This is a genomic window from Streptomyces sp. SS8 (genome assembly GCF_054072955.1).
In genome coordinates, this window is the sequence record NZ_JBSVCZ010000013.1 from 58643 (window position 1) to 82042 (window position 23400).

A 23400-nucleotide genomic window follows, 5' to 3' on the forward strand; every position below is an offset into this window, starting at 1 on the left:
CCGCCCACCCCCACGACGAAACGAGCGGAGAGAGCGTGCAGGCCAGCATGCCCCCCACCGCAGGCCGCCCGGACCCCGACCAGGCCCGGACCGGCTCCGCCCCCCTCCTCGACCTCGACGCCCTGCAGCACCAGGTGGCCCTCTTCGCGCGCCGCGCGGAGCAGACCCGGCTCGGCGGCGTCGGCCAGGCCCGCAACTCCATGGACCGCGCCGCCTACCTGCTGCTCAACCGGCTGGACCGGGACGGGCCCACGGGCGTCAAGGCGCTCGCCGCGGGCATGGGGATCGACTCCTCGACCGTGACCCGCCAGGTGGCCCCGCTGGTGGAGTCCGGCCTGGTCAAACGCACCTCCCACCCCGACGACGGCCGCGCCGTGGTCCTCCAGCTCTCCCCGCGCGGCGCCGCGCGGCTGGAGCAGGTGCGCGCCTCGCGGCGCGAGCTGATGGAAGTGCTGACGCGGGAGTGGAGCGAGGAGGAGCGGACGGTCTTCTGCGAACTGCTCACCCGCTTCAACCAGGCCCTCTCCGACTTCCAGGCGGAAGGCTCCTGACCGCTCGCCGGCCCTTTTCGCACGAGGCCCGTCCCCGGCGAGACCCCCGGGGGCGGGCCACGGGGAGCGGGCCCCGGTGACGCGGCCGCGACGCGGCGTTCGCCCCGGGGGGACGGGCAGGGGCAGGATGGGGGCATGGTCAACCGACTCGCCGCCGAGACGTCCCCCTACCTCCTCCAGCACGCGGACAACCCCGTCGACTGGTGGCCCTGGTCGCCGGAGGCGTTCGAGGAGGCGAGGCGGCGCGATGTGCCGGTGCTGCTCAGCGTCGGCTACAGCTCCTGCCACTGGTGCCACGTGATGGCGCACGAGTCCTTCGAGGACGGGGCCACCGCCGAGTACCTCAACGCCCACTACGTGTCCGTCAAGGTGGACCGCGAGGAGCGCCCGGACGTCGACGCCGTCTACATGGAGGCGGTCCAGGCCGCCACCGGGCAGGGCGGCTGGCCCATGACCGTCTTCCTGACGCCGGACGGCGAACCGTTCTACTTCGGCACCTACTTCCCGCCCGAGCCCCGGCACGGGATGCCCTCCTTCCGCCAGGTACTGGAAGGGGTGCGCGCCGCCTGGACCGACCGGCGCGAGGAGGTCGCCGAGGTGGCCGGGCGGATCGTGGAGGATCTGGCGGGTCGGAGCATCGGCTACGGCGGCGGGGACGCCCCGCGCCCGCCCCGGCCGGAGGAACTGGGCTCCGCGCTGCTCGCGCTGACCCGCGAGTTCGACGCGCGGCACGGCGGCTTCGGCGGCGCGCCGAAGTTCCCGCCGTCGATGGTGCTGGAGTTCCTGCTGCGCCACCACGCCCGCACCGGCTCCGAGGGCGCGCTGCAGATGGTGAAGGCGACCTGCGAGGCGATGGCGCGCGGCGGCCTCTACGACCAGCTCGGCGGAGGCTTCGCCCGCTACTCGGTGGACGCCGCGTGGACGGTGCCCCACTTCGAGAAGATGCTCTACGACAACGCGCTGCTGTGCCGGGTGTACGCGCACCTGTGGCGCGCCACCGGCAGCGAGCGGGCGCGGCGGGTCGCGCTGGGGACGGCCGACTTCATGGTCCGTGAACTGCGCACCCCCCAAGGAGCCTTCGCCTCCGCGCTGGACGCCGACAGCGACGACGGCACCGGGCGGCACCGGGAGGGCGCGTACTACGTCTGGACGCCCGCCGAGCTGCGCGAGGTCCTCGGAGAGGAGGACGCGGGGCTGGCCGCCGCCCACTTCGGAGTGACGCAGGAGGGCACCTTCGAGGAGGGTGCCTCCGTCCTGCGGCTCCCGGACACCGACGGCCCCGTGGACGCCGGACGGATCGAGTCGGTGCGCCGCGGGCTGCTGGACGCCCGGTCCGCGCGTCCGCGTCCCGGCCGGGACGACAAGGCCGTCGCCGCCTGGAACGGGCTGGCGATCGCCGCGCTCGCCGAGACCGGCGCCTACTTCGACCGCCCCGATCTGGTGGAGGCGGCCACCGCCGCCGCCGACCTGCTGGTCGCCGTCCACCTCGACACGGGCGGACGTCTGGCGCGCACCTCCCGCGACGGCGCCGCGGGCTCCGGCGCCGGGGTGCTGGAGGACTACGGCGACGTGGCCGAGGGCTTCCTCGCCCTGTACTCGGTGACCGGCGAGAGCTGCTGGCTGGAGCTGGCCGGCACCCTGCTGGAGACCGTGCTGACGCGCTTCGCCGCCGCCGACGGCACCCTGTACGACACCGCCGACGACGCCGAGCGGCTCATCCGCCGCCCCCAGGACCCCACCGACAACGCCGCGCCCTCGGGCTGGACGGCCGCCGCCGCGGCCCTGCTGTCGTACGCCGCCCACACCGGCTCCTCCCGCCACCGCGAGGCCGCCGAGCGGGCGCTGGGCGTGGTGACGGCGCTGGCCCCGCGTGTGCCGCGCTTCATCGGCTGGGGGCTGGCCGCCGCCGAGGCGGCGCTGGACGGGCCGCGCGAGATCGCGGTGGTCGGCCCGGCGGGCGATCCGGCCACCGCCGCGCTGCACCGCACGGCCCTGCTGGCCACCGCGCCCGGGGCGGTGGTGGCCGTGGGCGAGCCCTCGGCGGACGGCGGCCGGGGCACGGGCGGTGGCGCGGACGAGGAGACGCCCGCGCTGCTGCGCGGCCGGCCGCTGCTGGACGGCCGCCCGGCCGCGTACGTCTGCCGGCACTTCGCGTGCGACGCCCCCACGGCCGATCCGGAGCGGCTGGCGCGGACGGTGGGGGCGCCCGCCGGGGCGTGAGGTGGTGCGGGCGGGCGGCGGTTTCCCGCCGCCCGCCATGCCTTCCGCCGCACCGCCCGTGCGTCACCCGCGCACCGCCCGTGCGTCACCCACGTGGGGAAAAACACGGAGCGCCCGGCCCGGGGTGTCCGTACAGTGGCGGACATGCAGGTGATCCAGTCGACGAAACTCGCCAATGTCTGCTACGAGATCCGGGGCCCGGTTCTCGAGGAGGCCATGCGGCTGGAGGCGGCGGGTCACCGCATCCTCAAGCTCAACACCGGCAATCCCGCGCCCTTCGGCTTCGAGTGCCCGCCGGAGATCCTCGAGGACATGCTGCGCAACGTCGGGTCGGCGCACGGCTACGGCGACGCCAAGGGGCTGCTGGCGGCCCGGCGCGCGGTGATGCAGTACTACCAGACCAAGGGCATCGAGCTGGACGTCGAGGACGTCTACATCGGCAACGGCGTCTCCGAGCTGATCCAGATGTCGATGCAGGCCCTGCTGGACGACGGCGACGAGGTGCTGGTGCCGGCGCCGGACTACCCGCTGTGGACGGCCTCGGTCTCGCTGTCGGGTGGCACGGCCGTGCACTACCGCTGCGACGAGCAGTCCGACTGGATGCCGGATCTGGCCGACATCGAGAGCAAGGTGACCGACCGCACCAAGGCGATCGTCATCATCAACCCGAACAACCCCACCGGCGCCGTCTACGGCGAGGAGGTGCTGCGCGGCCTGACGGACATCGCACGCCGCCACGGCCTGATCGTCTACTCCGACGAGATCTACGACAAGATCCTCTACGACGGAGCCACCCACACCCCCACCGCCGCCGTCGCCCCCGACCTGCTGACCGTCACCTTCAACGGTCTGTCCAAGTCCTACCGGGTGGCCGGGTACCGCTGCGGGTGGATGGCCGTCTGCGGGCCGAAGACGCACGCCGCCAGCTACATAGAGGGTCTGACGATCCTGGCGAACATGCGGCTGTGCGCCAACATGCCGTCCCAGTACGCGGTGGCCACCGCGCTGGGCGGGCGGCAGTCGATCAACGATCTGGTGCTGCCGGGCGGGCGGCTGCTGGCTCAGCGCGACACCGCGTACGAGCTGCTGACGTCCATCCCGGGCGTGACGTGTGTGAAGCCGAAGGGGGCGCTGTACCTCTTCCCGCGGCTGGACCCCCAGGTCTACAAGATCAAGGACGACCGGCAGATGGTCCTCGACCTGCTGCGGGCGGAGAAGATCATGGTCGTCCACGGTACGGGCTTCAACTGGCCCGAGCCGGACCACTTCCGCATCGTCACGCTGCCTCCGGCGCAGGATCTGGCGGACGCGGTGCAGCGGATCGGGAAGTTCCTGGACGGCTACGGCCAGCACTGAGGCAGCACCGGGGCGGCTCCGGCAGGGGGCCGAGAAGCCGCCCGCGCCCGGTGGGCGGTACGGGGTGACCGGAGTCCGGACGGACGGGAAAGGCCTGGCGGGAGCGGGTGAGGGCGCTCGGAAAGTCTCTGCATCCGCGACAACTTTAGACAGAGTCCAAGTTAAGATGGCCTCCTGCATCAGCCAGGAGGCCATCCCATGTACGAACCGATTCGCACGCCGTCGGTCCACACCATGGCCGATCCGGCCAGGACCGAGGGGCCCCTCCCGCGCCGCTCCCGCGAGGAGGAGCTGGACAACAGGCTCGCCGGCCACCTCACCGCGCTGCTGACCGTGACCGACGAACTCCGTGCCCACACCCCGGACGCGGAGCTGGACGACGCCGCGCGGCGGCTCGACGCCCAGGTCACCCGGTTGTGCGCGGGACGCGCCCCGCTGCGGGCCGAGCCGTCCGCCGCCGGGGCCGACACCTCCCGCGTCGCGGCCCTCCACCAGCGGGCCCACACGCTCGCCGGGCAGGCGCTGGTCGTGGCCACCTCCCGCTCGGACGCGGCGGCCGCGACCCTGGCCGCCGAGCGGATGGAGGCCCACGCCCGGGCGCTCGGCCTGGCCGAGGTCGGCTGACCGGCGCCGGCCGGGGGCGGTAAGTCCACGGAGTCCGCGGGCCCCGTCCCGGCATCCTGTGCCGGGACGGGGCCCGCGGACTCTCGTGTGGCGGCCCGGCCGGTCGGCCGACCGCTCAGCCCAGGCGCTCGACCAGGGCGTGGTACTCGTCCCACATCTCCTTCGGGGTGTGGTCGCCGAAGGTGTTCAGGTGCTCGGGGATGAGAGCGGCCTCCTCGCGCCAGACCTTCTCGTCCACCTTCAGCAGGAACTCCAGGTCCGCCTCGGGCAGCGCCAGGCCGTCGGTGTCCAGGGCGCTCTTGGCCGGGACGACGCCGATGGGCGTCTCGACACCCTCCGCCTCGCCGTTCAGGCGGCCGACGATCCACTTGAGCACCCGGCTGTTCTCGCCGAAGCCCGGCCACACGAACCGGCCGCCGTCGTCCTTGCGGAACCAGTTGACGTAGTAGATCCTCGGCAGCTTCGCCGGGTCCGCCTTGGCGCCGACCTCCAGCCAGTGGCCCATGTAGTCGCCCATGTTGTAGCCGCAGAACGGCAGCATGGCGAACGGGTCGCGGCGCAGCTCGCCGACCCTGCCCTCGGCCGCGGCGGTCTTCTCCGAGGCCACGTTGGCGCCGAGGAAGACACCGTGCTGCCAGTCGAAGGACTCCGTCACCAGCGGCACCGCGCTGGCGCGGCGTCCGCCGAAGAGGATCGCCGAGATCGGCACGCCCCTGGGGTCCTCCCACTCCGGCGCGATGATCGGGCACTGCGAGGCGGGCACGGTGAAGCGGGCGTTGGGGTGCGCGGCCGGGGTGTCGGAGGAGGGCGTCCAGTCGTCGCCCCGCCAGTCGGTCAGGTGGGCCGGGGGCTCCTCGGTCATGCCCTCCCACCACACGTCGCCGTCGTCGGTGAGCGCGACGTTGGTGAAGATCGCGTTGCCCCACAGGGTCTTCATCGCGTTGGCGTTGGTGTGCTCGCCGGTGCCGGGCGCCACGCCGAAGAAGCCGGCCTCGGGGTTGATCGCGTAGAGGCGGCCGTCCTCGCCGAAGCGCATCCAGGCGATGTCGTCGCCGATCGTCTCGACCGTCCAGCCCGGGATCGTCGGCTCCAGCATCGCCAGGTTGGTCTTGCCGCAGGCGCTGGGGAAGGCGGCGGCGACGTACTTGGGCTCGCCCGCCCGTCGCCCACCACCACCCTTGGACGAGGACCTTCGGTTCGCCCCCTCGTCGGGCGGCGTCAGCTTGAGGATCAGCATGTGCTCGGCGAGCCAGCCCTCGTCGCGCGCCATCACCGAGGCGATGCGCAGCGCGTAGCACTTCTTTCCCAGCAGCGCGTTGCCGCCGTAGCCCGAGCCGTAGGACCAGATCTCACGGGTCTCGGGGAAGTGGGAGATGTACTTGGTGGAGTTGCACGGCCAGGGGACGTCCTCCTGGCCCGGCTCGAGCGGGGCGCCGACGGTGTGGACGGCCCTGACGAACCTCCCGTCCTCGCCCAGCTCCTCCAGCACGGCGCTGCCCATGCGGGTCATCGTCCGCATGGAGACGGCCACGTACGCGGAGTCGGTGATCTCCACGCCCAGCGCGGAGAGCGGGGAGCCCAGCGGGCCCATGCAGAAGGGGACGACGTACATCGTCCGGCCGCGCATCGAGCCGCGGAAGATCCCGCCCTCGCCACCGGACCCGGTGAAGACCTCTCGCATCCTCGCGGGGTCCATCCAGTGGTTGGTGGGACCCGCGTCCTCCTCCTTCTCGGAGCAGATGAAGGTGCGGTCCTCCACGCGCGCCACGTCGGAGGGGTCGGAGGCGGCGTAGTAGGAGTTGGGGCGCTTGACCGGGTCGAGCTTGGTGAAGGTGCCCTTGGCGACCAGCTCCTCGCAGAGCCTGTCGTACTCCGCCTCCGAGCCGTCGCACCAGACGACGCGGTCGGGCTGGGTGAGGGCCGCGATCTCGTCGACCCAGGCGATCAGCTCCTGGTGACGGGTGGGGGTGGTGTTGCCGGGAGCCGCAGTACTGCGCGCCACAATCGCTCCAGATGTCGAGGGTTTCGTGCCGGATACCGCACGTGTATCCGTTTTGTTCATCCGTACTTCAGACTCGGCCCCGTGGGGGCTGCGACCCGGATGCTGCGGCGTTGCTCATCCGGTGCCGACCACGCTCATTTGATATTCCGCCTTCGGGGCGATTCTGTCCAGACGGCCGTATGGTGAGCATGGCCACGCGGCGGTGAAACCTACGGTCACGTAGGTACGATGAGACGTATGACCGCCGCAGTGCCCGAATCCCCAAGGACTCTGCCCGCCGAGGACCGCGACGGCCGTGGGGACCGCCAGGACCACGGGGCCGAGAGGTCCGCTCACTCCGTCCACCCCGTCAAGCCCCGTCTGCGGGGCTGGCTGCACGCCGGGATGTTCCCGGCCGTGCTGATCTCGGGGATCTTCCTGACCGCCCTGGCGCAGACCCCGCGCGGCCGCCTGGCCTGCGCGGTCTACACGCTGACCGCCTGTCTGCTGTTCGGCGTAAGCGCCCTGTACCACCGCGGGAACTGGGGCCCGCGCGCCAACGCGGTGCTCCGCCGCCTCGACCACGCGAACATCTTCCTGATCATCGCGGGCACCTACACGCCCCTGACGCTCCTGCTCGTCCCCGGAGGCCGCGGCCAGTTGCTGCTGTGGGGCATCTGGGCCGCCGCCGTCGCGGGCATCGCCTTCCGCGTCTTCTGGGTCGGCGCGCCGCGCTGGCTCTACACCCCCTGCTACATCGCGATGGGCTGGGCCGCGGTGTTCTTCCTGCCCGACTTCCTGCGCGCGGGCGGCGTCGCCGTCCTGGTGTGCGTGGTCGTCGGCGGCCTCCTCTACAGCGTGGGCGGGCTCGTCTACGGCATCAAGCGGCCGAACCCCTCACCGCGCTGGTTCGGCTTCCACGAGGTCTTCCACTCCCTCACCCTGGCCGCCTTCGCCGTCCACTACGTGGGGATCTCCCTGGTGGCCTACAACGCGGCCTGACACACGGCCGGTTCTCCGGTGCCGTTCCCCGGCCCCGGCCGGGGGTCAGCCGCCGCGCCGCACCGAGCGGCCGGCGAGCACACCGGTGCGGCGGCCGTCCTCGACGGCGAACCGGCCGCCGACCAGCACATGGGGGATGCCCCGCGGCGGGGTGCGCGGTGCCTCGAACGTCGCCCCCGCCGCCACCGTCTCCGGATCGAACAGCACCAGATCGGCGTGGTACCCCTCGCGCACCAGCCCCCGGTCCGGCAGCCGCAGCCGGGCGGCCGGCCGCCCGGTCAGATGAGCCACGCACTCCTCCAGCGACAGCACGCCCAGCTCGCGCACATAGCGGCCCAGGTAGTGCGGGAAGGTGCCCCACGCCCGCGGATGGGGCCGACCGCCGACGAGGATGCCGTCGCTGCCACCGGTGTGGGCGCGGTGCCGCATGATCGCCCGCACGTTCTCCTCGTGCCCGACGTGCTGGAGGACGGTGGTGCCCAGCCGGTCCTGAAGCAGCAGCCGCCGCGCCACCGCGAACGGCTCCTCGCCGCGCACGGCCGCCGACCGCGCGACCGTACGGCCCACGTACCCGGCCAGAGTGGCGTCCGCCACCCCGGAGACCTCCACGGTGTCCCAGTCGACCGGCACCCCGTGGCAGCCGTCCGAGCCCTCGGCCTCCATGGCGTACCGGATCCGGGCGCAGGCGGCCGGGTCCCGCAGCCGGGCCAGGGTCGCCTCGGGGCCGCCCTCGGCCGCCCAGCTCGGCAGCAGCGCGGCCAGGGTGGTGCAGCCGGGCAGGTAGGGATAGCTGTCCAGCGTCAGGTCCACGCCCCCGTCCAGGGCCGCGTCCAGCAGGGCCAGCAGCTCGGGGGCGCGGCCGGCGTTGACGGAGAAGTTCACGGTGGCGTGCGCCAGGTGCAGGGCGCACCCCGAGGCGCGGGAGACCTCGATCATCTGCGCGTACGCCTCCAGCGCGCCGACGCCGTAGGAGCGGTGGTGGGGGCAGTGGTAGCCGCCGTAGGAGGCCACCACCCGGCACAGCTCGGTCAGCTCGGAGTCCGGGGCGTACATCCCGGGGGTGTAGGTCAGGCCGGAGGACATCCCCACCGCGCCCTGCTCCAGGCCCTCGGCCACCAGGCGCCGCATCCTGCCCAGCTCCTCCTCGGTGGCGGGCCGGTCCTCCCAGCCGACCACCATCGCCCGCACCGTGCCGTGGGGGACGAGGTAGGCGGCGTTGACGGCGGTGCCGCGGTCGAGCCGGTCCAGGTACTCCCCGACGGTCCGCCAGTCGAAGCCGACGTCCGAGCCGTCCCCGTTCCAGCCGGTGATCGCCTGCCGCACCCGCGCCAGGGTTCGGTCGTCCACCGGCGCGTACGACAGGCCGTCCTGCCCGAGCACCTCCAGCGTCACGCCCTGGGCCACCTTGGCGGTGTGGGCGGGGTCGCGCAGCAGCGCCAGGTCGCTGTGGGCGTGCATGTCGATGAAGCCGGGCGCGAGGACGAGGCCGTCCGCCTCCAGCACGCGCCGCGCGCCGGGGCGCGGTCCGGGATCCCCCTCGCGGTGGACCACGGCGATCCGGCCGCCGTCGACACCGACGTCGGCCCGGCGGGCGGGGGCTGGGGTGCCGTCGGCGACGCGCGCGCCGCGCAGGACGAGTTCCACGGCGGACTCCGGTTCCGTTCGGGGACAGGGACAGGGACAGGGGCGGGGGAGGGGATCAGAAGAAGGTGCGGACGAAGTCGGTGACGGTGCCGTCGTCCTCGGCGACCGGGATGAGCTGCCACCGGTCGAAGACCGTGCACGGATGCGACAGGCCCAGCGCCACCCAGTCGCCCACCTCCAGCTCCGCGTCCGGCGCGAGGCGGAGGAACGCGTGCTGGTCGGCCAGCTTCACCACCTCCATCCCCTCCGCGCCCCGCTCGGCGCCGCCGGCGCTGCGGACGGCCACCGGCTGGGGCAGGCCCAGGTCGTAGGAGGCGTCGCGCTTGCCCGCGTTGAGGAACGCCAGACGCGGCTCGGGCCGGGAGACCACCTGCGCCCACAGCCGGAACGCCGGCAGCAGCGAGCCCTGCCCGGGGACGCGGTTGAACGGGGTCGCGCGGCGGTAGTGGCCGTCGTCGTGCGAGACGTACGCGCCCGAGCGCAGCAGCCTCAGCACCGGGCGCGACAGCTTCGGCACGCGTCCGAAGGCCTCGGCCACCACGTCGAACCAGGCGCTGCCGCCCGCGCTCACCACGATCTCCTCCTCCGGGCCCAGGGCGGCGAAGTGGCCCGCCGCGTCCAGGGCGGCGGCCAGCGCGACCAGATCCTCCAGCCAGGCCCGCACCCGCGCGGCGTCGGCGTCCGGCACCTCGCCCTCGTAACCGGCGACACCGGCCAGCCGCAGCGAGGCCGCCTCGGCCACCGCCCGCGCCACCCGGGCCGCCTCCTCGGCGGTGCGCACACCGGTACGGCCGCCCGCCACGCCCAGTTCGACGACGACGTCCAGGGGGCGGGGGGCGGAGCAGGCGCCGAGGACGGGGGCCAGGGCGGCGTCCATCAGCTCCACGCCGCGCACCGAGTCCACGTAGCAGACGATCTCCGCCTCCGGATCCGCCGCGAGCTCGGCGGCGATCCAGCGCAGCGCGGCGGCGTCCACCACCTCGTTGGCCAGGAAGATCCGGCGCACCCCGAAGGCCCGGCACACGCGCGCCTGGGAGGGCACCGCGACCGTGATGCCCCAGGCGCCGTGGTCGAGCTGGCGCCGGAACAGCCGCGGGGACATCGAGGTCTTGCCGTGCGGGGCGAAGGCGAGGCCGTGCCGGGCGGCGAAGGCACCCAGCTGCCGCAGATTGTGCTCCAGCGCCCCGGCGGCCAGCGTCAGCACCGGGGTGGTGAAGCCGCCGGTGAACAGCGGGCGCCGCTGGTCCGCCAGTTCGCCCACGGTCAGTCCGGCCGCGTCCGGGGGCAGCCCCTTGAAGCGGTGGTCGACGACCTCGTCGGCGAGACGGGCGACGGGGTCCGCGGGCCCGGGCCCGCCGGTGTGCCGGGGGTTTCCGGGCTGCCGGATGTGCTCGGGGTGCCCCGGGCGGTCGGGGTGCTCGGCGTGCTCGGCGTGCTCGTCGGCCATGGTGAACTCCGGACTCCGGGGCGAACCCCGGGAGGGTGATTGCGATATGTGCAACACTTATTGCGCATAGTGCTCGTTGCTGTCTAGCATCCCCGCGAACGCCCGGTCAACGGACGGCCGGGACGGAAGAGGGGGAGGGGAGGGCGACCGTGACAGTGCCTCCCGTGGCCCCCGCGCCTTCCGAGGCATCCGGCACCCGCGCCGGGGCCGCCTTCGACGTGGTCTGCCTGGGGGAGACCATGGCGGCCTTCCGGCCCGCCGGCCCCGGCCGGCTCGCAGACTCCCCGGTCTTCGTCCGCGGCGTCGGCGGCGCCGAGTCCAACACCGCCTGCCTGCTCGCCCGCGCCGGGCACCGGGTCCGCTGGATCGGGCGCGTGGGCACGGACGGCTTCGGCGACCACGTACTGGCCGAGATCGCCGCACACGGCGTGGACGTCTCCGCGGCGCGCCGTGACCCCGACCGCCCCACCGGCGTCTACTTCCGCACCGGCGGCGAGCGCTCCACCACCGGCGAGCGGCCCGCCGACCCGGCCCTGGCCGAGGTGCTCTACCACCGCGCCGGATCGGCCGCCTCCGCGATGTCCCCGGACACCGTCGACCGCGCCGCCGCCGAATCCGGCCGTATCCTCCACCTCAGCGGCATCACGGCGGCCCTGTCCGACGGCTGCCTGGCGCTGCTGTACGAGCTGACCGGGCCCAGGCCCGGGCGGCCGCTGCTCTCCTTCGACGTCAACTACCGGGTGGGGCTGTGGAAGGGCCGGGATCCGGCCGTCCTGCTCGACCTCGCCCGCCGCTGCGACCTGGTCTTCACCGGCACGGACGAGGCGCGGGCCGCCTGGGGCACGGCGGACCCGGCCGCCCTGCGCGAACTGCTGCCGGAACCGTCCGTGCTCGTCGTCAAGGACGGCGGGCGGGGCGCGACGGCCCACACCGCGGCGGGTACCCATCATGTGCCCGCCCTGTCGGTGGAGACGGCCGACCCCGTCGGTGCCGGGGACGCCTTCGCCGCAGGATTCCTCTCCGCCACCCTGCGCGGACTGCCCCCGCGGGCGCGGCTGCGGCACGGCCATCTGGCCGCCGCCGCCGCGCTCACCTGCCCGGGCGACCTCGCCGAGCCGCCCGGCCGGGCCCTGGCCGACCGGCTGGCCGCGCTCGACGACACCGCCTGGGGCGGACTGCGGCTCACCCCCGGCTGGACCACACGGAAGGCGTGAGACAGATGAGCCAGACCGTCGACCGGGCGCTGAGCATCCTCCCCCTGCTCGCGCGCGGACCGGCAGGCCTCGAACAGGTCGCCCGGCACCTGGACGTCCACAAGTCCACCGCCCTGCGGCTGCTGCGCACCCTGCACGAGCACGGCATGGTCCACCGCCAGGCCGACCAGCGCTACCGCCTGGGGGCGCGGCTGATCGCGCTGGCCCAGGAGGCCGTGGAGAACATCGACGTGCGCGCCGTCGCCCACCCGTACCTGACCGAGCTGAACGAGGCGTGCGGGCACACCGTCCACCTGGCGGTGCGGCAGGAGGACGAGGTCCTCTACATCGACAAGGTCGAGAGCCGCTACCCGGTGCGGATGTACTCGCGCATCGGCAGACCGGTGGCGGTCACCGTCGCCGCGGTCGCCAAGGTCATCCTCGCCGACCTGCCCGAGGCCGAGCGGCGCGCGCTCGCCGAACGCCTGGACTACCCCCGCCACACCCCCCGCTCCACGCCCGGACCGGACGCCTTCCTGAAGGAGCTGGCCCGGGTGCGCGAGCAGGGCTGGGCCACCGACCTGGGCGGTCACGAGGAGACGGTCAACTGCGTCGCGGCCCCCGTGCGCGGCGCGGACGGCCGGGTCGCCGCCGCGCTGTCGGTCTCCGCGCCCGCCGCCGTCGCGGGCGCCGACGAACTCATGCGCCTGCTGCCCCTGGTGCGGCGCACGGCCGACGCCGTCAGCGCCGAGTACTCGGGCAGACCGCCCGCCCCCTGATCCCGTGAGACCCCGCCCCACCGGAAGGAAGACCGTGAGCGACACTCCCGCGAAGACCCCTGCCGATGCCCCGGCCGGCACCCAGGCCGGCACTTCTGCCAAGACCGCGTTCACCCCGCCGTCCCACACCGCCCCGCCCGCCCGCTTCTCGCACGGCGTGCGCAAGGGGAACATCCTCCAGGTGGCCGGACAGGTCGGCTTCCTGCCGGCCGTCCCCGGGCAGCCGCCCACCCCGGCGGGACCGGGCCTGCGCGAGCAGACCCTCCAGACCCTCGCCAACGTGGAGGCGGTCCTGAGGGAGGGCGGGGCGAGCTGGGAGGACGTGGTGATGGTCCGTGTCTACCTCACCGACACCGGCCACTTCGCCGAGTTCAACGAGATCTACGACGAGTACCTCGCCGGTACGGCGGGTCTCACCGGTCCCCCGGCGGCACGGACGACCGTCTACGTCGGCCTGCCCGCCGGGCTGCTGGTCGAGATCGACGCCATGGCCGTCCTGGACTGACGCCCGGGCGGCCTCCGGGGGCTCGCCCGGGCTCCCGCGCGCCCGCGCGTGCCGGTACGCCCTCTTGTGCCGTCCGGCGGTGCGCTGTTGTATGCGCCACGCCGGTTGCGGGGACGAGAGCGGAGGGCGTACATGGCCAGTACGGGCGAGAAGGGCGCGGCGGACGGAGCGGACGGCACGGGTGCGGCGGAACGGCCCGGAAGCGGGGCGGAGGCCGTCGCGGAGACCGCCGCGGCCCCGGCCGAACGGAAGGCGAGCTGGCGGCTGGTCGGCCCCGGCATCGTGGTGGCGGCCACCGGCGTCGGCGCCGGAGACCTGGTGGCCACCCTCGTCGCCGGCAGCAGGTTCGGCTACACCCTGCTGTGGGCGGCCGTCGTCGGCTGTCTGGTGAAGATCGCGCTGGCGGAGGCGACCGGCCGCTGGCACCTGGCCACCGGCCGGACGATCTTCGACGGCTGGCGCGGCCTGGGCGCGTGGACCACCGTCTACTTCGCGGTCTACGTCACGGTCTGGGGCTTCGTCTACGGCGCCGCCGCCATGTCCTCCAGCGCGCTGCCGCTGGTCGCGCTCTTCCCCGGCTTCCTGGAACTGAGGACGTGGGCGATCCTGTGCGGGCTGGCGGGGCTGGCGTTCGTCTGGTTCAACCGCTACGCGATCGTCGAGAAGATCATGATGGTCTTCGTCGGCGTGATGTTCGTGGTCGTCCTCTACGTCGCGGTCCGCGTCACCCCGCACCTCGGTGACGCCGTCGCCGGGCTGCTGCCGGTGCTGCCGGACGGCTCGCTGCTCTACACCCTCGGCCTGGTCGGCGGCGTCGGCGGGACGATCACCATGGCCGCGTACGGCTACTGGGTCAACGCCAAGGGGTGGACCGACAGCGGCTGGATGCGGATGATGCGGCTGGACAACCGGGTCGCGTACCTGACCACCGGCGTCTTCGTGGTGGCGATGCTGATCGTCGGCGCCGAGCTGCTGCACGCCGCCGGCACCGCCGTCGGCTCCGGCGACCAGGGGCTGCTGGACCTGGGCCGGATCCTGGAGGAACGCTTCGGGGCCGTCACCGCCAAGCTCTTCCTGGTCGGCTTCCTCGCCGCCTCCTTCTCCTCTCTCGTGGGCGTCTGGCACGGCGTCAGCCTGCTGTTCGCCGACTTCGTGGAGCGTACGCGCGCGGCACGGGCGCAGGGCACCGGCGGAGAGCCCCCCGTCCTGGAGGTCGCGCGCGGGCAGCGCGAGCGCTCCGGGCCGTTCCGCGGCTACCTGCTGTGGCTGACGTTCCCGCCGATGGGCCTGCTGTGGCTGGACAAGCCCTTCGGGCTGGTCATCGTCTACGGCGTGCTGGGCGCCTTCTTCATGCCCTTCCTCGCCGGGACCCTGCTGTGGCTGCTCAACTCCGGCCGCACTCCGCGTCAGTGGCGCAACGGGCCGCTGAGCAACGCGATGCTGGCGGCCGCCGGGCTGCTCTTCGTCGTGCTGTGCGTCCAGCAGGTGCGCGAACTGCTCTGGTGACCGCCCCGCCGGTCGCCCGTACGGGAACGGCGCGGGTCCCGGTCCGCGGTGGACGCGGACCGGGACCCTTCCTCGCCGTGCCGGTGTTCCGACGCCGGTGCTACGGCAGCGCGTGGACGTGCGGGCCGACGGTGTCCGACCACCGGTTGCCGTTGAGCGCGTCCCAGTTGGTGGACCAGGTCATGGCGCCGCGGATGCCCGGGTAGGTCCGCGCGGGCTTGAACGAGCCGCAGTTCACTCCCCTGGCCAGGCAGTCCAGGGCGGCGTTCACCACGGAGGGGTCCACGTAGCCGGAGCCCGCGCCGCGTGTGGACGCGGGGGTGCCCAGGCCGACCTGGGAGGGGTCGAGGCCGCCTTCGAGCTGGATGCAGGCGAGCGCGGTGAGGAAGTCCACCGAGCCCTGCGAGTACACCTTGTTGTCGCAGCCCATCATCGAACCGCTGTTGTAGTACTGCATGTTGACGACCGTGAGGATGTCCTTCACGTTCAGCGCCAGCTTGAAGTACTCCGTGGACGTGGACTGCATGTCGATGGTCTGCGGGGCCATCGTGAGCACCATGGAGGGCCCGGCCTTCGCCGACAGCGAGCGCAGAGCCTGCGTCAGCCAGGTGGAGTTGATGCCGTGCTCCAGGTCGATGTCCACGCCGTCGAAGCCGTACTCCCGCATCAGGCGGTGGGTGCTGTCGGCGAAGCGCGTGGCGGAGGCGGAGTCGTTGACGATGACGTTGCCCTTCTCACCGCCCACCGAGATGATCACCTTCTTCCCGGCGGCCTGCTTGGCGGCGATGTCGTTCTTGAACTCCTGGACGGAGGAGTAGCCGAGCGCAGGGTCGAGGTTGAAGGTGATCTCGCCCGTCCTGGCCGTGGAGTCGGCGAAGGAGACGGCGATGATGTCGTACTGGTCCTGCACCTCGCGCAGCTTCTGCACCCGCGCGCCGTTGTCGAAGTTCTGCCAGTAGCCGGTCAGCGCGTGCTTGGGGACGCCGGTGCCGGGGTTGCCGCCGTCGTCGCCCCCGGGGCGGGTGGTGGCGGTGACGGGGGCGGACTTGGCCGACTCGCCGGCGCCGTTGACGGCGCTGACGCGGAACTCGTAGGAGGTGGCGGCCGCCAGGCCGGTGACGGTGGCCGAGGTGCCCTGCACCGACAGCGCCTTGGTCCCGTTCCGGTAGACGGTGTAGCCGGTGGCGCCGTCGACGGCGTTCCAGTTCAGGGTGACCGAGGAGGAGGTGGTGGCGCCGACGGCGGGTGTGCCGGGCGTGGCCGGGGGCTGGGGGTCGGGGTCGGGTTCGCCCGGGCCGTCGCCGGGGCCGGTGAGGGAGACGTCGTCCACGTGGTAGGCGCTCTGGCCGTACCAGCCGTGGGTGTGGACGGTGACCGAGGTGGTGTTCGGGCCGGTGGTGAAGGAGGTGCGCAGCTGCTGCCAGCCGGAGGTGCCGGGGGTCCAGGTGGAGACGTCGGTGGTGCCGGTGCCGGATGCGCCGAGGTAGACGTAGGAGCCCTGTACCCAGGCGCTCAGTTCGTACTTCGAGTCCGGCCGTACGGTCACGGTCTGGGTGCACTTGGCGTTGTCGCTGCCGGCGGGGGTGGCCTTCAGCGCGGCGGTGCCGCCGTGGACGGGGGAGGAGACGGTCGTGCCGCTGCCGGCGGAGCAGGTCCAGCCGTTCAGGCCGGACTCGAAGCCGGCGTTGCGCACCAGGTTCGGCTCGGCGGCCCCGGCGCTGCCCGAGAGCCCGCCGAACGCCACCGCGCCGAGGGCGACCGCCCCGGCGCCGAGGGCCGCGGTGATCCTGCTGCGGGCGCGCGCGGTACGGCGTGCGCCGGGCGCCGCGTCTCTCCCGCCGTCCGTGGTGTCTGTTCGCGTCCTGCGTTCCACTGCTGCCTCCGTGCGTAGGGGGTGAGCGCGCGTGGGGGACGGTGGCCACCGTGCTGAGCCGGAAGAATGGTTCAGACCAATGAGGATGTCAAGGGGGGCGGCATCCGGAGCGGGAGAGCCTACGGGGCGAGCGGGCCGGGGGCCGGCCCGGCGTGAACTTTGGGCCCCGGGTGGGTCCTTGGGCCCATGAAGTCCGCTGTGACGGGTGCATATGGTGTGCCCGGCATATCAAAGGACGATCAGAGGGGCGCCGCGGATGCGTGGGACAGGGGGGCCGTCGTGGGCCGGTGAGGCACACGGGCGGACGACACGTGAGAGCGGAGGAGGCTTCGCACTCGTACGCGCCTGGTCCGTCGGGTTCGTGGTGCTGCTGATCACCGAGTATCTGCAGGTCACCTACGTCTACGAGGTCTTCGCCACCACCGAACGCCTCGAATCCTTCGGCGGCCGGCTGCTGCTGGTGCACCTGCCGAACGCGGTGTGCATCGCGCTCGCCGCATGGGCGGCCGGGCGAGTGCACCGGGAGCCCTTCCGGCACTCGCCCGTACGGCACGCCCTCGCGGTCTTCACGATCCCGGTCTTCGCGCAGGTGATCACCGTCGTCCTGCACTGGGACCGGGCGTCGGTGGAGGGCCTTCTGATGTCCTGTGCCGTCATGGTGGTCGGCGCCTTCACCGGTTACGCCGCCGATCGGCTGCAGGAGGGGGAGCGATGAGGGGGAGACGGGCCGCAGAGGCGGCCGGAAGAGGAGCGGGGGGCGGCCGCGGGGCGGTCGCGGCGGACACGGGCGCGACGACCCTGGAGTACGTCGGTGCGGTGCTGCTCGCCGCGGCCGTCGTCCTGGCGCTGGTCGCGACCGGGGTCGCCGGTTCCGTGGGGGACAGGTTCCGCTGCTCCATCATGTCCCTCTGGGGCGGCGGGAGCTGTTCCTCCGGCAACGAGGGGGCGGAGAAACCGGCGAACGACGCCGACTACGAGCCCCCGCTGTGCACCATCTCGACCGTCACCGACACCGCCGGCAGCAAGGCGAAGATCGGCTGGTTCGAGTGGGGCAACGAGTACGGCTTCCAGGACAAGGTCCACCAGGCGAACTACGACGTCAACGGGGACGGGAAGGTCGACGGGGACGACCAGCTGATCTACACCACCTTCACCAACTCCGCCTCGGCCGGTGTCACGATCGGCGCGGGCGGCGAGATCGAGGGGCTGGGGGAGGGACAGGTCGACCTCGGGGCCGGAGTCAAGGTCAACAACGGCGACACCTGGGTGTTCAAGAGCCGGGAGGAGGCCGAGGCGTTCCGCGAGGACCTCGAGGACCTCAAGATGTACGAGACGCGGCGCACCTCCCCCGGAGGGTCGCAGGCGGCCGTCGGCGACAGCATCCTGGCGATCTTCGGCAAGGGACCGCTGGTCGAGGAGCAGAAGCTCCGCGACCGGATCGAGGAGAAGCTCGGCGACCGGCATATCAGCCACGGCTCCATCGGCTCGTACGGCGAGGTCAACGGCGGCCTGTCGCTCGACGCCGGCTCCAGCGGCCGGCTCTCGGCCAAGCTCGGCGGCAACGCGAAGATCAGCAGTGATGTGCTCTTCACCAAGGACGACTACCGGGGCACCGAGTCCTACACCTACTCCGTGAAGGCGGAGGGCGAGTGGGGCACCGGCGTCGGAGTGGGCGGATACGAGAAGGGCCAGCACCAGCAGGCCAACCGTTCCGCGACGGTGACCGTCACCCGGGACCAGAAGACCGGCGAACTCGTCCGCATCGACTTCACCCAGACCACCGAGACCGGGGCCAGCGGCACGAGCGAGGGCGCGGGCGGGGACAACGGCAAGAGCGGCAAGGACGCCCGCGGCGGCAGCGTCGGGAGTACCGACAACTCGGGCGCCAGCAACATCGACGTCTACACCAACACCCTGACCTTCCCGAAGGGGGAGAAGGGCGACGCCGACCGGGCCGTCGCGCAGGCGTGGCTGGACGGCAACGGCGACGGCAACGCGCCCCTGGAGTACATGCTGTCGAACAACGCGCCGACCTCCAGGCCCGGCTCGGACGACCCCTTCGGGCAGCTCCTGTTCGACAAGGGGAGGTCCAGCAAGACCACGTACGATGGCATGGCCGACGCGCAGGAGTACGGATTCGAGCTGAACCTGGGGCTGTCCGTGGGCCTCTCCGTCTCCATGGAGAACAAGGCCGAGACACTGGCGGACGCCGAGTTCCTGGGCGCGCCCCGGGGCGACAGGCGCGAGTACGTGCCGTACAGCTACTGCGCACAGTGAGGACGGGCGGGGCGATGCAAGAGCGGTTCGCGACCAGTGAGGAAACCCGGGGGATGAGCTGGAGGCCGAGGCGTGGTCTGTGCACGGCGGCGGTCGGTCTGGCCGGTGTGCTGCTGACCGGCTGCGGTGGCGGTGGTGAGGCGGCCCGGGTCCCCGAGGGCTGGGGCACGCTGAAGACCGAGCGGCTGACCGTCGCCTATCCGCAGGGGTTCGAGGAGACGGCCCCGCAGGACGGCGGCCCGTACGAGGTCGCCCGGGCCACTCTGACCGAGAAGGGGCGCATGACGGCCTCGATGACGGTCGAGTTCGACTTCGGGAAGGGCCTGAACGACGCGGACATGGCCGCGGGCGGAGCCAAGGCCCGCATCCAGCTGGGAGCGACCCCGGTGAAGACCACCGAGATCGAGGTGGCCGGCCCCCAGGGGCGTGAGGAGGCCCGCCGCATCGACTACTCCTTCACCTTCCGGGGCAAGGAGGGCGGGCCGCCCAAGGGCACCGAGATGGACGGGGTGATGCTGGCCGGCGTGGACACCGAGCAGCGGCCCTACCTGATCACGGTGAACTCCGTCAAGGGCACCCTGTCCGAGCGGGATGTCGCGGACATCGCCGGCAGTGTCGAGTTGAAGTAGGCGTCCGGGAGGGGGCGGGATGGAAGCGGTCTTCCTGATCGCCGGTACGGCGGCGGCGGCCGTGTGCCTGCTGTGCCTGCGCAGGATCGCGGTGGTGCTGTGGCTGGTGGCGCGCGGGGAGCGGGCCCGGGGGTGGTGCGCGCGGCGCCGGATGGCCGCGTGGGGAGCGGGCACGGACGGTGTCCGCGGCCACCGTCCGGAGTTCGTCTTCGCCTTCCGGACCCCGGACGGGGAGACGGTGGAGTTCAGGGACCGGCCGGGCGCCCTCGGGTACGAGGAGGGCGCGCCGGTCGGGGTCCGCTACGATCCGGCCCGCCCCCGCCGGCGGGCGACCGTCGCGGGCGGCGGCACCTGGGGACCGCTGTACGTACCGGCCCTGGTCGCCGCGCCCACCGGGCTTCTCGCCGTGGTGCTCCTGCGCGCCCTGGCACTCCACAACGGTCTCGGATGAGAGGGACGATCACATGACGGCTTCGGCGGTCCTCGCCTTCCTGCCGCCCTCGCGGTTCGACGACGAACTCAGCCCCGGCCTCTTCGGCCTGTTCGTCCTCGTCCTGCTCCTCATATGCCTCCTGCGGGGCGTTCGCGCGGCACGGGAGGGCAGGGCCCTCACGCTGGTGTTCTGGGCCGTCGTCGCCGCGGCCGCGGCGGCCGCGGGGGCGTACGCGTACGAACTCCTCTAGGGAAACGGGTTTTCCCGGTACGGGGGCATCGCCTTCCGGGAGCGGAGGGCCGGGGCGCAACGGTGTTCTCCATTGTGCGGGGCGTCGATAAGATGAGAGCGCGATTGGGCTGCACAGTTGACAACCTGCGGTTACAGGAGTTTGCGGCCGAAGCGAACGGGGATCTTGAAGTGTCGACAGCGATCGCGGTCACCAGTGCCGATCTGGTACTCCCGCCGACGGATCAGCAGACGCCCACCGCGGCGCTCCTCGAGTCGCCGGACAGCCAGTCGCTGGAGGAGGCCGTCACCGACATGCGGCTCCTGCTGGAGCAGCGGGGATACGTCGTGGCCGTCTGCTCCACAGGGCTCCGGCCGGCCTTCGAGCAGCGGCTGCGCACCGTTCGCTCGATCCTGGAGAGCGACAGGATCGCCCTCCTGCAGTCGGACCTTCCCCCGCTCGGCCTGGCCGTACTCGTCCGCCAACTGCGGCAGTTGTCCGTCTGCGGCTTCAGCGCGGGCGTCGTCGCGTCGGCCGCCCGCCTGCTCTCCCACTACATCCACGCCGGTGCGCTGCTCAACTCGGTCGCCAGACTCGACCGGGTCCCGGTGAGCCTGAGGACACACGCGAAGTCATGGGTGCCGGGATCGCAGTTCGGGGTGGTCGCCACTCCCGAGGCGCAGTTGGTCAAGGTCGGCAGCGGTTCCCTGACCGGGCCGCCCTTCGCCACACACCTGCTGGTCGCCAAGGGGCAGTTGCAGTCCGACTGGGTCACCGGCACGCTCGCCTCCGAGTGGAAGGCCCAGGCCGTCCACGAAGCCGGGCTGCCCGCCGACTCCCCCCGCTGGTGGGGCACCGGCAAACTGATCGAGTTCGCGGCCTACCTCCCCGACATCTCGATCCTCTATCAGCTTGTCTCGTCCGTGCGGCGCGAGCAGTGCCACTGGTGTGCAATGGAGTTCATAGGCGACCGCTGCGGCTTCTGCACCGCCCCGCTTCCGTCGCAGCAGAACCAGAACCAGGCCTCCGGTGTCCTGAACCAGGGGTCTTCCTGACACATGCGAGTCCAGAGGTGCTCGCGCGGCCCGTCCCACCCACCGTTCCTCTCCACACCCCTTACGAGGTTGTCCGGCTCATGAACTCCCGCCAGCGCCGCGGCGTCATACTCCTGCTCCTCTCCGTCCTCTGCGCCTTCATCGCGTTCGCGGGCGTCCTCTCCGTGATCAGCGATGTGAACTCCAAGGTCGGACCGGAGATTTCGGCCTACCAGGTGAAGAGCGACATCGCTCCCTACAGCAGGCTCAGCGAGAAGCAGTTCGAGAAGGTGTCGATGCCCAAGCGCTGGCTCTCGGAGAACGCGGTGACCGACCTTTCCGAGATCGACGGGAAGATAGCGGTCACGCGACTGCGCGAGGGGTCCCTGCTGCAGAGCGACATGATCGTGGAGCGGCCGGGGCTGGAGGCCGGCGAGCAGGAGATCGCCATCATGATCGACGCGGCCACCGGTGTGGCCGGCAAGATCACGCCCGGCTCCAAGGTCAACATCTTCGCCACCTTCCCGGGCGACCAGGGGGGAACTCCGGCCCAGTCGAAGATCATCGTGGCCAACGCGAAGGTCCTGGACGTGGGCCGGCTGACCCCGCTGGACTCCAGGGACGGCGACGGTCCCCGCTCCAGCGAGGCCGTCCCCATCACCTTCGCGCTCAAGACCCTGGACGCCCAGCGCGTCGCCTATGCCGAGTCGTTCGCGCAGAACGTCCGTCTCGCGCTGATCGCCCCGGGCAGCGACACCTCTCTCCGCCCGGGGGAGCGCACCTACGAAATCGGCAAGGACAAGTGAGACCGGATGGTCACCAGGATTCTCCCGGCCGTCGGTGACGCCGACGCCGCCCGATCCATCACCACCCTGCTCAGCCAGCTTCCCGACGCGGAACCGGCGATGCCGGTCGGAGACTCCACCCAGCTGATCGACGCCCTCGCCCGCCTCGCGGGCGAATCACTCGACGAGCTGCCCGAGGTCGTGCTCGTCCACGAGCGGATCGGACCGGTGCCGGCGCTCGAACTGATCCGGGAGGTCTCGCTCCGTTTCCCGGCGGTCGGGGTGGTCCTCATCACGGCGGACGCCACCCCGGGGCTGTTCTCCGCGGCCATGGACTCGGGCGCCCGGGGCCTGGTGGCACTGCCGCTCAGCTACGAGGAACTCGCCAACCGGGTGCAGGCCGCGGCCCAGTGGGCGAGCGGGGTCCGCCGTCACCTGAGTTCCGGAGGCGACTCCCCGGCCGGCCCCGGCGGTGTGATCGTCACCGTCTCGGGGGCCAAGGGAGGGGTCGGCACTACCGTGATCGCGACCCAGCTCGCCCTGGCCGCCCAGGCCTCCGGCCAGAGCACCGCACTGGTCGACCTGGACCTGCAGACGGGCGACATCGCCTCCTACCTGGACGTGCAGTTCCGCCGCTCCGTCGCGGACCTCGCGGCGATCCAGGACATCACCCCCCGGGTGCTGCAGGACGTCGTCTTCAGCCATGAGACGGGCGTCTCCCTGCTGCTGGCGCCGAGCGAGGGGGAAAGAGGCGAGGAGGTCTCGGACCGGTCGGTCCGCCAGACGCTCAACTCGCTGCGCTCGCGGCACGCGGTGGTGGTCGTCGACTGCGGCTCGCAGATGAGCACGGCCAACGCGGCGGCCGTGGAGATGGCGGACACCGCGCTGCTGGTCACCACGCCGGACGTGGTCTCGGTGCGTGCGACCAAGCGACTGGTGCGGATGTGGACCCGGCTCCAGATCCGCAAGGCGGAGGAGACGCTCACGGTCGTCAACCGCTACACCCGGACCGCGGAGATCCAGCCGCCGCTGATCCAGAAGATCACGGGCACCCAGGTCACCGGCCTCACCGTCCCCGCCAACTTCAAGGAGCTCCAGGGAGCGGTCGACGCGGGCCGGATGCACGAACTGGACGCCAAGTCCACCGTGAAACAGGCACTGTGGGGACTGGCGGGAGAGCTGGCCCTGGTGAAGGCTGCCCAAGGGCCGGCCAAGCAGGGCAAGTTCCGGATGGACCGGGGAGCGGTCGGCGTGCGGCGCCGGCGTCCCCGGAGCGACGACGCGGACGACGGTCAGCCGAGGAAGAACTCGTAGAGCCAGGGGGCGAATCGC

General features: G+C 72.5%; 21 protein-coding genes. 17 read left to right on the top strand and 4 right to left on the bottom strand.

Features of this window, described 5'->3' with window-relative positions:
- Positions 1 to 47: 47 nt before the first annotated feature.
- From ACW69E_RS14735 to ACW69E_RS14750, 4 genes are all read left to right on the top strand, one after another.
- The gene (locus tag ACW69E_RS14735; RefSeq protein ID WP_457498767.1) at positions 48 to 551 is read left to right on the top strand and encodes a MarR family winged helix-turn-helix transcriptional regulator; all 504 of its coding nucleotides are present in this window, start codon (positions 48 to 50) and stop codon (positions 549 to 551) included.
- Between the two features lie 135 nt (positions 552 to 686).
- Complete coding sequence (locus tag ACW69E_RS14740; RefSeq protein ID WP_457498681.1) at positions 687 to 2771, top strand: thioredoxin domain-containing protein; 2085 nt, start codon at positions 687 to 689, stop codon at positions 2769 to 2771.
- Positions 2772 to 2915: 144 nt separating this feature from the next.
- Complete coding sequence (locus tag ACW69E_RS14745) at positions 2916 to 4127, top strand: pyridoxal phosphate-dependent aminotransferase (RefSeq protein WP_457498682.1); 1212 nt, start codon at positions 2916 to 2918, stop codon at positions 4125 to 4127.
- Between the two features lie 198 nt (positions 4128 to 4325).
- Positions 4326 to 4751, top strand: coding sequence for an SCO4983 family protein (locus tag ACW69E_RS14750; protein WP_457498683.1), 426 nt, complete (start codon positions 4326 to 4328; stop codon positions 4749 to 4751).
- 115 nt (positions 4752 to 4866) lie between these two features.
- Here the strand turns inward: ACW69E_RS14750 and ACW69E_RS14755 are convergent, their stop codons facing one another.
- Entirely contained in the window at positions 4867 to 6753 is a 1887-nt protein-coding gene (locus ACW69E_RS14755; protein WP_457498684.1) for a phosphoenolpyruvate carboxykinase (GTP), read from the bottom strand.
- A 237-nt stretch (positions 6754 to 6990) separates the two neighbouring features.
- Between ACW69E_RS14755 and trhA the strand changes: the two genes are divergently transcribed.
- Positions 6991 to 7734: a PAQR family membrane homeostasis protein TrhA gene (gene trhA / locus ACW69E_RS14760; protein ID WP_457498685.1), complete on the top strand. Its 744-nt coding sequence runs from the start codon at positions 6991 to 6993 to the stop codon at positions 7732 to 7734.
- A 45-nt stretch (positions 7735 to 7779) separates the two neighbouring features.
- Here the strand turns inward: trhA and ACW69E_RS14765 are convergent, their stop codons facing one another.
- Positions 7780 to 9378, bottom strand: a complete 1599-nt coding sequence (locus ACW69E_RS14765) for an N-acyl-D-amino-acid deacylase family protein (protein WP_457498686.1) — start codon at positions 9376 to 9378, stop codon at positions 7780 to 7782.
- Positions 9379 to 9433: 55 nt separating this feature from the next.
- Entirely contained in the window at positions 9434 to 10825 is a 1392-nt protein-coding gene (locus ACW69E_RS14770) for an amino acid deaminase (RefSeq protein WP_457498687.1), read from the bottom strand.
- A gap of 239 nt (positions 10826 to 11064) precedes the next feature.
- On the opposite strand from ACW69E_RS14770, the gene ACW69E_RS14775 reads away from it, so the two are divergent.
- From ACW69E_RS14775 to ACW69E_RS14790, 4 genes are all read left to right on the top strand, one after another.
- A complete protein-coding gene (locus ACW69E_RS14775) occupies positions 11065 to 12039 on the top strand; it encodes a sugar kinase (RefSeq protein ID WP_457498768.1) in 975 nt (324 codons plus the stop codon).
- 5 nt (positions 12040 to 12044) lie between these two features.
- Complete coding sequence (locus ACW69E_RS14780) at positions 12045 to 12797, top strand: IclR family transcriptional regulator (RefSeq protein ID WP_457498688.1); 753 nt, start codon at positions 12045 to 12047, stop codon at positions 12795 to 12797.
- Positions 12798 to 12831: 34 nt separating this feature from the next.
- On the top strand, positions 12832 to 13302 hold the full coding sequence (locus ACW69E_RS14785) for a RidA family protein (RefSeq protein ID WP_457498689.1): 471 nt from the start codon (positions 12832 to 12834) through the stop codon (positions 13300 to 13302).
- Positions 13303 to 13434: 132 nt separating this feature from the next.
- Entirely contained in the window at positions 13435 to 14808 is a 1374-nt protein-coding gene (locus ACW69E_RS14790; protein WP_457498690.1) for an Nramp family divalent metal transporter, read from the top strand.
- 100 nt (positions 14809 to 14908) lie between these two features.
- Here ACW69E_RS14790 and ACW69E_RS14795 read toward each other — a convergent pair whose 3' ends face one another.
- Complete coding sequence (locus ACW69E_RS14795) at positions 14909 to 16594, bottom strand: chitinase (RefSeq protein ID WP_457498769.1); 1686 nt, start codon at positions 16592 to 16594, stop codon at positions 14909 to 14911.
- Between the two features lie 343 nt (positions 16595 to 16937).
- On the opposite strand from ACW69E_RS14795, the gene ACW69E_RS14800 reads away from it, so the two are divergent.
- The 8 genes from ACW69E_RS14800 to ACW69E_RS14835 all read left to right on the top strand — a co-directional run bounded on the left by ACW69E_RS14800 (position 16938) and on the right by ACW69E_RS14835 (position 23382).
- A complete protein-coding gene (locus ACW69E_RS14800) occupies positions 16938 to 17396 on the top strand; it encodes a hypothetical protein (protein WP_457498691.1) in 459 nt (152 codons plus the stop codon).
- Positions 17393 to 18958 (top strand): hypothetical protein, encoded by a 1566-nt coding sequence (locus ACW69E_RS14805; protein ID WP_457498692.1) that lies wholly within the window; start codon positions 17393 to 17395, stop codon positions 18956 to 18958. Before ACW69E_RS14800 ends, ACW69E_RS14805 begins: the two co-directional genes overlap by 4 nt.
- A 53-nt stretch (positions 18959 to 19011) precedes the next feature.
- On the top strand, positions 19012 to 19587 hold the full coding sequence (locus ACW69E_RS14810) for a hypothetical protein (RefSeq protein WP_457498693.1): 576 nt from the start codon (positions 19012 to 19014) through the stop codon (positions 19585 to 19587).
- 19 nt (positions 19588 to 19606) lie between these two features.
- Positions 19607 to 20038: a DUF3592 domain-containing protein gene (locus ACW69E_RS14815; RefSeq protein ID WP_457498694.1), complete on the top strand. Its 432-nt coding sequence runs from the start codon at positions 19607 to 19609 to the stop codon at positions 20036 to 20038.
- Between the two features lie 13 nt (positions 20039 to 20051).
- Positions 20052 to 20270, top strand: coding sequence for a hypothetical protein (locus ACW69E_RS14820; protein WP_457498695.1), 219 nt, complete (start codon positions 20052 to 20054; stop codon positions 20268 to 20270).
- Positions 20271 to 20440: 170 nt separating this feature from the next.
- Positions 20441 to 21304: a hypothetical protein gene (locus ACW69E_RS14825; RefSeq protein WP_457498696.1), complete on the top strand. Its 864-nt coding sequence runs from the start codon at positions 20441 to 20443 to the stop codon at positions 21302 to 21304.
- A gap of 80 nt (positions 21305 to 21384) precedes the next feature.
- Positions 21385 to 22089, top strand: coding sequence for a Flp pilus assembly protein CpaB (gene cpaB / locus ACW69E_RS14830; RefSeq protein WP_457498697.1), 705 nt, complete (start codon positions 21385 to 21387; stop codon positions 22087 to 22089).
- 6 nt (positions 22090 to 22095) lie between these two features.
- A complete protein-coding gene (locus ACW69E_RS14835) occupies positions 22096 to 23382 on the top strand; it encodes an AAA family ATPase (RefSeq protein WP_457498698.1) in 1287 nt (428 codons plus the stop codon).
- Positions 23383 to 23400: the final 18 nt, after the last annotated feature.